This is a genomic window from Candidatus Binatia bacterium (assembly GCA_036504975.1).
GTDB lineage: Bacteria > Desulfobacterota > Binatia > UBA9968 > UBA9968 > JAJPJQ01.
Window position 1 is genome coordinate 1 of sequence record DASXUF010000201.1, and the last position, 6,801, is coordinate 6,801.

Below are 6,801 nucleotides of genomic sequence, written 5' to 3' on the forward strand. Positions count from 1 at the left end.
GGCGTAGGCCGTCAGCAGCGCGTTATCGCAGATGCCGTTGATGAGGCGAGGAATGCCTCTCGAATAGAGCGTGATCCGCTCGACGGCATCGGTGCGAAACAGCTCCGGGCCTTCATAGCCGGCCGCCTTGAGCCTGAAATCGATGTAAGCGCGCACCTCCTCGTTCGTGAGAGGCGCCAGCCGGCTCTCGAGAACGACGCGCTGCTTCAACTGGCGGAGCTGCGGCTGATCGAGTCTTTCCTTCAGCTCGGGCTGGCCCATCAAGACGATCTGGATCAGCTTTTCCTTGTCGGTCTCCAGATTGGACAGGAGCCGGATGCCCTCGAGCGCGTCGTCGCTCAGATTTTGCGCTTCGTCGATCAGCACGCAGACGACGTGACCCCGCGTGAGCTGTTCGATCAGATAAGCGTTCAGCTCCTCGATCATGGTGATCCGGTCCTCGGATTTTGCCGGCAAGCCCAGATCGCGGAGAATGAGGCGCAGCAGCTCGGTGAAGGTGAGGTAGGTGTTGAAGATAAAAACCGAATGAATGGAGGATCCCATCGTGCGCATGAGCTTGCGCAGCAAGGTCGTCTTTCCGGTTCCCACCTCGCCGGTGATGAGGACGAAGCCTTTTTTCTCCTCGATGCCGTACTGCAGCGTGGCGAAGGCTTCCATGTAGGTGGGGTTCACCCAGAGGAAATGGGGATCCGGAGTGACGTTGAACGGCGACTCGCGGAAGCCAAAAAAATTATTGTACATGGCGCTTCGGCCCTCGGAGGATCTCGTGCGGGCTACGAGCTATTATCAGGGAAAAGATCGCATGTCGCAAGACAGGCAGGGCAAAGAATAGGAGTTATGCGTTAGGTACCGATCCGCTGCTAAACTTTCCGCGCTTGAGACTGGTGGCTGGCCGAAATACAATCGGAGAAAATGTAACGTATGGACTAACCCAGGAGCGTGTGTTAACGGTTGGATATTATTTTACACCGAGAGAACGACGATCGTGAGGATACAATCGATGGAACATCGTATTTTTTATCGAGCCAAGCAACTTTCCGTCGTCATTTGCGTGGCGATCGGGTGCTTCATCGCCGCCGGCACAGTGCGGGGAGAGACCCTCAAAGGAATAGTCCGCTACGCGGGGGCACCCCAGGAAAAGAAAAAGCTCTCGGTCACGATCGATCAATACATCTGCGGCAAAGACAAGGAAGGCGAAGATTTGGTGGTATCCTCGTCCAACGGTATTCGGTACGCGGTCGTGTCGCTCCAAACCCCTCCGCCGGGCGCGAAGTGGGACGCGAATTTTCCTTCCGTGAAAATGGATCAGAAGCAGTGCGCGTTCGTCCCGCGCGTGGTCGTCGTGCCGGTCGGCGGGACCGTGGACTTTTTGAACAGCGACCGGCTATTGCATAATGTGCGAGGCGGCGGCAAGGAGAATGCCCCGTTTAACCGCGCGCAGCCGCATGCGCGGACCATCTCGATCGTTTTCAAAAAACCCGAGGTGCTCCGGGTCGAATGCGATCTCCACTCCTGGATGCGCGGCTGGGTGGTGGTCGCCGAGCATCCCTTTTACGCCGTCACCAACGAGCAAGGAGAGTTTGTCCTCGAAAACGTGCCGCCGGGAAAATACACCCTACAGGTTTGGCAAGAAAGCCTCGGCACGGTCACTCAGGACGTCACCGTTGCAACCAAGGGCGTCACGAGCGTCTCGGTGGCGATGCCCAAGAAATAGGCCCGCCTTTCTTTGACAGCCTAAGGAACCACGGCGATTTTTTTCGCCGCCTCCCAGGCGGCGGAATGGGTCGGCTCCTCGACGGCGCGGAGCGACCCGCCCTCATCGAGCGCTATCGTAAACGTGACCTTGGGATACGAGTAGACCGGGTGCAGATAGACGCGCGCGATCTCGGCGGTGTTGATGTAGAGAGCGATGTACCGGACGAAATGTTCGGTTAGCGACGGATGTTCGCCGCCCGTCCCCACGCTGACGGTAACGTCGAACCATTGTCCGCGCTTGACGGAATCCGGCGCCGTGATTTTCGGCGTATGCTTCGGGTCGATTGATTTACGCAGCTCCTTGAACTCGGGGGTGAACTGCTCTTCCTGTCCCGCCCGGGCGAGCTTCAGATCGCCCGCTGGAAATAGCAGATAAAAACCGAGCGCCGCGATCGTCCACGCAACCCGTTGCCCGTAACCGTGTTCCATGTTCGTCCCTCCTGTGTTGTATTGAGAATCTCCGACGGCCTGTCTTGCCACCCCATCAACCTGCGACCGGCTCGCGCCAGCGGAGCACGTCGTAGGCCAGGACTCCGTCTTGCTTCCCCGACACTCTCAGTTGCCCCAGATCGCGCACCTCCACCGCATCTTTCACGCATTCGTAAGTGCTGCCGGTGATCAGGATCTGCCCCGGTCCGGCATTCGATTCAAAACGCTGCGCCACGTTCACCTCGTTGCCGATCACCGTGTAATCCGTTCTCCGTTCGGAGCCGATGTTGCCCGCAAGGACGATGCCCGTGTTGATTCCGATTCCCACGTGGAGACGGAGGTCGGGGAATTTTGGGAAGGTCACGCCCTTCAACCGCTCCTGCATCGCGAGGGCGCAGTGGACCGCATTGGCAGGATCGTCGTCGCGACGCATCGGCGCCCCGAAGAAGGCCATGAAGCCGTCGCCACGAAACTTGTCGAGCGTGCCGCTGAACTCAAAAACGGTGTCGATCACGATGGTCAGGTAGACGTTGAGAATATCGACCGCGTCTTCCGGGTCGAGGCGCTCGGCGAGCGGCGTGAATCCCCTCAGGTCGCCGAAGAGCACCGTGACCTCGCGCTTCTCTCCGCCCAACTTCAAGTGCCGCCCGGGATCGGCCACGATCTCGGCGGCGACTTTCTCCGAGACATATCGTCCGAACAGAGTACGGAGCAGGCCGTTCTTCGTCTCCAGGTCGTCATGGAGCTTTTTGATCCTGAGGAGCGACTTGACGCGGGTCAGAAGCTCCTCCCGGTTGAAAGGTTTGGAGAGAAAGTCGTCGGCGCCCGCTTCGATGCCGCGAATCCGGTGCGATACTTCGCTGAGAGCGGTCAACATCACCACGGGAAGGAGCCGGGTGGCCTCGTTCGCGCGGATGCGCTCGCAGACTTCATAGCCGGACATCCCCGGCATCATCACGTCCAGCAAGACCAAATCCCACGGAGCGCTCTCGATAAGGCCGAGGCCCGCGGGGCCGTCGAGCGCCGTGACGACCTCGTACCCTGCCGCCGACAGCGCCTTCCTCAGGAGCTCGAGGTTCTGCTTATTGTCGTCGACGGCCAGGATGCGAAAAGATCGATTCGCCATGTCCTATTCCTTTCGCCGCCTCAATTCTCGGGAACCAGCTTGCGAATCATTTGCAGCAGCTCGCGCGGACTGTACGGCTTGGCCAGATAAGCGGACGCGCCGGCCTCCTTCGCTTTCTCGCTGTCGCCGCTGAGCGCGAACGAGGTGATGACGACGATCGGAACGTGAGCGGTCTTCGGGTCGGTGCGAATACGGCGCGTCGCGTCGAGCCCGGAAAGTTTGGGGAGCTGAATATCCATCAGAACCAGATCCGGGACTTCCCGGAGCGCCGTCGCCACCCCCTGCTCGCCGTCGACGGCTTCGATCAAGCGGTAAGAGGTACGGCTCAGGAGCTGCCGCACGATCTTCAGGTTGTACTCGTTGTCTTCCACGTACAGGATGGTTTTGCCGTTCATGATGATTTTCCTCCGTCCAGACGCAACGGGATCTCAAAGAAGAACGTCGAGCCCTTTCCCAGTTCGCTCTCGACCCAGATGCGCCCCTCGTGCATTTCGACGAATTTCTTGGTGATGCTCAGTCCCAGTCCGGTTCCGCCGAACTCGCGCGTGATGGCGGCGTCCACTTGCCGGAACTCCCCAAAGACATTTTCGAGCTGGTCCTGGGGAATTCCGATCCCCGTGTCCGAGACTCGATAGCGCAACCGGTCCCCTCTCTGCTCGGCCCTGACTTCGACCCGTCCCTCCCGGGTGAATTTCAGCGCGTTGCCCGCCAGGTTCATGAGACATTGGGTTATCCGCTTGCCGTCGCCCAGGGCCAAAGGAATACCTTGCTCGGCGCCGACAACGAACTCCACTCCCTTTTCCGCGGCGAGCGATTGCAGAGAACTCCCGATGATATCCAGAACCTCCTGGACCGAGTATTCGGCCAAATTCAGTTCCATGCGGCCCGCCTCGATCTTGGAAAGATCGAGTACGTCATTGATCAGGTTGAGCAGGTGCTTGCCGTTCACCTGGATGTCGGTGAGCGGCTCCTTGAGCGCGGGCGGAACGTCGCCATAGATGTCGTCGAGAAGCATTTCCACGAACCCAAGGATAGCGTTCATCGGCGTGCGCAGCTCGTGGCTCATGTTGGCGAGAAATTCGGACTTTGCCCGGCTCGCCTGTTGGAGTTGTTCGTTGAGTTTTTTAAGCTCGCGGGAGGCTTCCTCCTGGCTCTGATACAAAGTTTGCAATTCCCAGCTCATCTGGTTCATGCGGTCGGCCAGGATGCCGAATTCGTCGCGATTGGGCACATTGATCGTGGCGGCGAAATTCCCTTTCGCCACCTCCGTGAGAAAGCCGTGCGCCTCACGCACGGGCAGAATAAACGACCAGGAGATGACAAACCCCAGCAACGTGGCCAGGAGAATCGAGCTGCCCACAAAGACTCCCGTCAGAACCAGCGTTCTTCGAGTCGCCGGGGCGAGGCTGGCCCTGATTCCCGCCATCTGCTCCTCTTCGAAAGCGACGACCTGATCGACCAGCCCTTCGATTCTCTGATAAGTCGGATACCCGCTGCCCAGTTGCAGCCGCATCGCCTCGTCGACCTTGCCGTCGCGCAGGAGGTTCGCGATGTCGGCCACGGCGGTCAAAGCCTCGTCCTGGGCCGCGCGAATGCGCTGGATCAATTCCCGCTCCTCCGGCCGCGCCTCTTTTTCAATCAGCGCGAGCGTGTTGTTGAAGCGGTTGTTCTCGCGCAAGGTCCGATCGACCGTGGCCTTGTCCCGCAAGAGCAGGGCCATGGCGGTAAAGTTCATCTGCAAGGCGAGCGCATGCTGGATCTGGCGCGACCAGTCGACCCGCTTGTGCGCCTCATCGAGAAGCTGGCTCTGGCGGGACGTTCGGGTGATCGCTTGCAGGCTCAGCCCTCCCATCGCGATCATGAGCAGCGCGACCATGAGAAAACCCGTGAGTAGTTTGGCGTGAACCGAGGACTTGATCCCCGCCACCCACCGGACCAATCTCCCCAGCGGCGTGCGGATCAGGAGAAAATACGCGAATCTTTCTTCCCAGCCCGTTGCCGTCTGAGCCGAAGCCAAAACGTTATCCGGGCCGGTGACTTTTTCTTTGGACACCTGCTCACCCGTGGGACGATGCGCGTGGAGATGCTAACACGCCGGTAACATTCGTCAAGGCAAAGTTAATAGTTTCTCCTAAACAGGCGGAGCGAGAATCCAATCGAGCGAGGCGGCGTGACTTAAGACAGCCGAGTCAGCCTTTAGCGTGAGATTTGAGCAGCTCCGCGAACTGCTTGTGAAGTTTTTTGAGCTTGGGTGGAATCATGAATTGACAGTAGGGCTGGTAGGGATTTTTCGCATAGTACTTCTGGTGGTAATCTTCGGCATCATAAAATTCGCCGAGCCGCTCCACCGTTGTGACGACCGGCTTGCCGAAAGCCTTCGTCTCGTTTAATTCTTTGATGACCTCCTCGGCCTGCCGCTTCTGCTCTTCGTCGGCGTAAAGAACGACCGAACGGTACTGCGTGCCAACGTCGTTGCCCTGGCGGTTGAGCGTCGTCGGATCGTGCGTGGTGAAGAAAACGGTGAGAAGATCCTTGAAGCCGATCTCGCCCGGATTGAATTCGATGCGGATGACCTCCGCGTGGCCGGTATCTCCACCGCAAACTTCCTCGTAGGTCGGGTTCTTCACGCGTCCGCCGGCGTATCCGGGCATCACGGAGACGACGCCGCTCAACTCGTCGAACACCGCCTCGGTGCACCAGAAGCAGCCGCCGCCGAACACGGCGGCCTCCGTATTTCGCCCGGTCGCCATCGATACGTACCATATGCAATTGAAAGCGACCGGTCAATCTTGTAGCCGCCTATTGTCACCAAGACTGCGTTTAGGGACATGACCCTTGGTCCAATCGTGGGAAACGATTTGTCTCCTTGCCTTTCCCGTTTAACCCTTCTCCACAATTTTATGGAGCTTTCGAGGCACAACAATCAGCCGACGCCCATCCTGTATGACAGCACGCTTGCGCTTAAGCTCCGCTAGGCACTCGGTGACTTTTTGGCGCGAGGCCGCAATCGAATTGGCAAGATCTTCGTGCGTCGGTGTGACAGTCAGAATCGTTCCCCGGCTGTCGTCTATTCCGAAAGAGGCGGCCAATTCCAAAAGCTCGAGTGCCAAACGCTTACGCAGACTAAGTCCAATTCCTCGAACACAACGCAAAAGCATTCGCCAGAGCCGGCCCATGTACAGCTCGCTGCAACGGAGATACGCTTCAGAAGAGACTCCTAGTAGGATCTCCGCAAAGACCTCCCGCTTAAGAGTCCCAATGGTACAGTCGCTAAATGCATCGGCATCAAACGGTTGTCCTATCTCCGGAAATAAAAATCCCAATCCAAAAAGATCGCCAGGAGGGACAAGCGTCACAACTACCCGTTTGTTTTCTTGATTGACGACGGACAGCCTTACAGTGCCTGAGAGAACCAGAAATATCATATTGGCAGACTCACCTTGAGCAAAGATCGGATCTTTCTTTCTTACTTTCGTCAGCGCCATGTTTTG

The 6,801-nt window shown here is 58.2% G+C and carries 8 protein-coding genes; 1 reads left to right on the forward strand and 7 read right to left on the reverse strand.

Features of this window, described 5'->3' with window-relative positions; genetic code table 11:
• Nucleotides 1–741: AAA family ATPase (locus tag VGL70_24825; GenBank protein ID HEY3306758.1), on the reverse strand; the 741-nt coding region annotated here is incomplete at its 3' end.
• Nucleotides 742–1,000: 259 nt separating this feature from the next.
• On the opposite strand from VGL70_24825, the gene VGL70_24830 reads away from it, so the two are divergent.
• A complete protein-coding gene (locus VGL70_24830) occupies nucleotides 1,001–1,714 on the forward strand; it encodes a carboxypeptidase regulatory-like domain-containing protein (protein HEY3306759.1) in 714 nt (237 codons plus the stop codon).
• A 20-nt stretch (nucleotides 1,715–1,734) separates the two neighbouring features.
• On the opposite strand, the gene VGL70_24835 is transcribed toward VGL70_24830, so the two are convergent.
• From VGL70_24835 to VGL70_24860, 6 genes are all read right to left on the reverse strand, one after another.
• Complete coding sequence (locus tag VGL70_24835) at nucleotides 1,735–2,184, reverse strand: desulfoferrodoxin family protein (protein ID HEY3306760.1); 450 nt, start codon at nucleotides 2,182–2,184, stop codon at nucleotides 1,735–1,737.
• Nucleotides 2,185–2,239: 55 nt separating this feature from the next.
• Complete coding sequence (locus VGL70_24840) at nucleotides 2,240–3,310, reverse strand: adenylate/guanylate cyclase domain-containing protein (protein ID HEY3306761.1); 1,071 nt, start codon at nucleotides 3,308–3,310, stop codon at nucleotides 2,240–2,242.
• 20 nt (nucleotides 3,311–3,330) lie between these two features.
• Nucleotides 3,331–3,705, reverse strand: coding sequence for a response regulator (locus VGL70_24845; protein HEY3306762.1), 375 nt, complete (start codon nucleotides 3,703–3,705; stop codon nucleotides 3,331–3,333).
• Nucleotides 3,702–5,363, reverse strand: a complete 1,662-nt coding sequence (locus VGL70_24850; GenBank protein HEY3306763.1) for an ATP-binding protein — start codon at nucleotides 5,361–5,363, stop codon at nucleotides 3,702–3,704. Before VGL70_24850 ends, VGL70_24845 begins: the two co-directional genes overlap by 4 nt.
• 136 nt (nucleotides 5,364–5,499) lie before the next feature.
• A complete protein-coding gene (gene msrA, locus VGL70_24855; protein ID HEY3306764.1) occupies nucleotides 5,500–6,060 on the reverse strand; it encodes a peptide-methionine (S)-S-oxide reductase MsrA in 561 nt (186 codons plus the stop codon).
• Between the two features lie 129 nt (nucleotides 6,061–6,189).
• Nucleotides 6,190–6,801: Crp/Fnr family transcriptional regulator (locus VGL70_24860; protein ID HEY3306765.1), on the reverse strand; the 612-nt coding region annotated here is incomplete at its 5' end.